1 protein-coding gene is annotated in these 264 nt (G+C 54.9%); it reads left to right on the plus strand.

What is annotated here, in order from left to right; translation table 11 throughout:
* The coding region (locus L9G74_RS20965; protein ID WP_238898688.1) for a hypothetical protein at positions 1-264 on the plus strand (264 nt) is incomplete at both ends.

Consider the following 264-nt stretch of genomic DNA (forward strand, 5'->3'; position numbering starts at 1 on the left):
TGCGGCGGTTTACAACAAGGCTCCGGTTCGCGATATGGTCCGCCGTGGCTGGATTCCAAGCACAAAAAACGCCGATACGCTCGCGGAAAACGTATGTAAGTTTTTGCGTATCAAGCATATTGAAGATGATCCACAGCTCAGTTGGGCTGCGCGCAAGGCGGATGCGTATGCGCCAACTAGCAACGTGCAGGCAGCGTGGTGCTTTCGTGCCAAAGAGTTGGCCGAATGTGCTCCCGCTGGTCGATTCCAGGCGAACCAATTCGA

It is taken from the genome of Shewanella electrica, from assembly GCF_022321485.1.
GTDB lineage: Bacteria > Pseudomonadota > Gammaproteobacteria > Enterobacterales > Shewanellaceae > Shewanella > Shewanella electrica.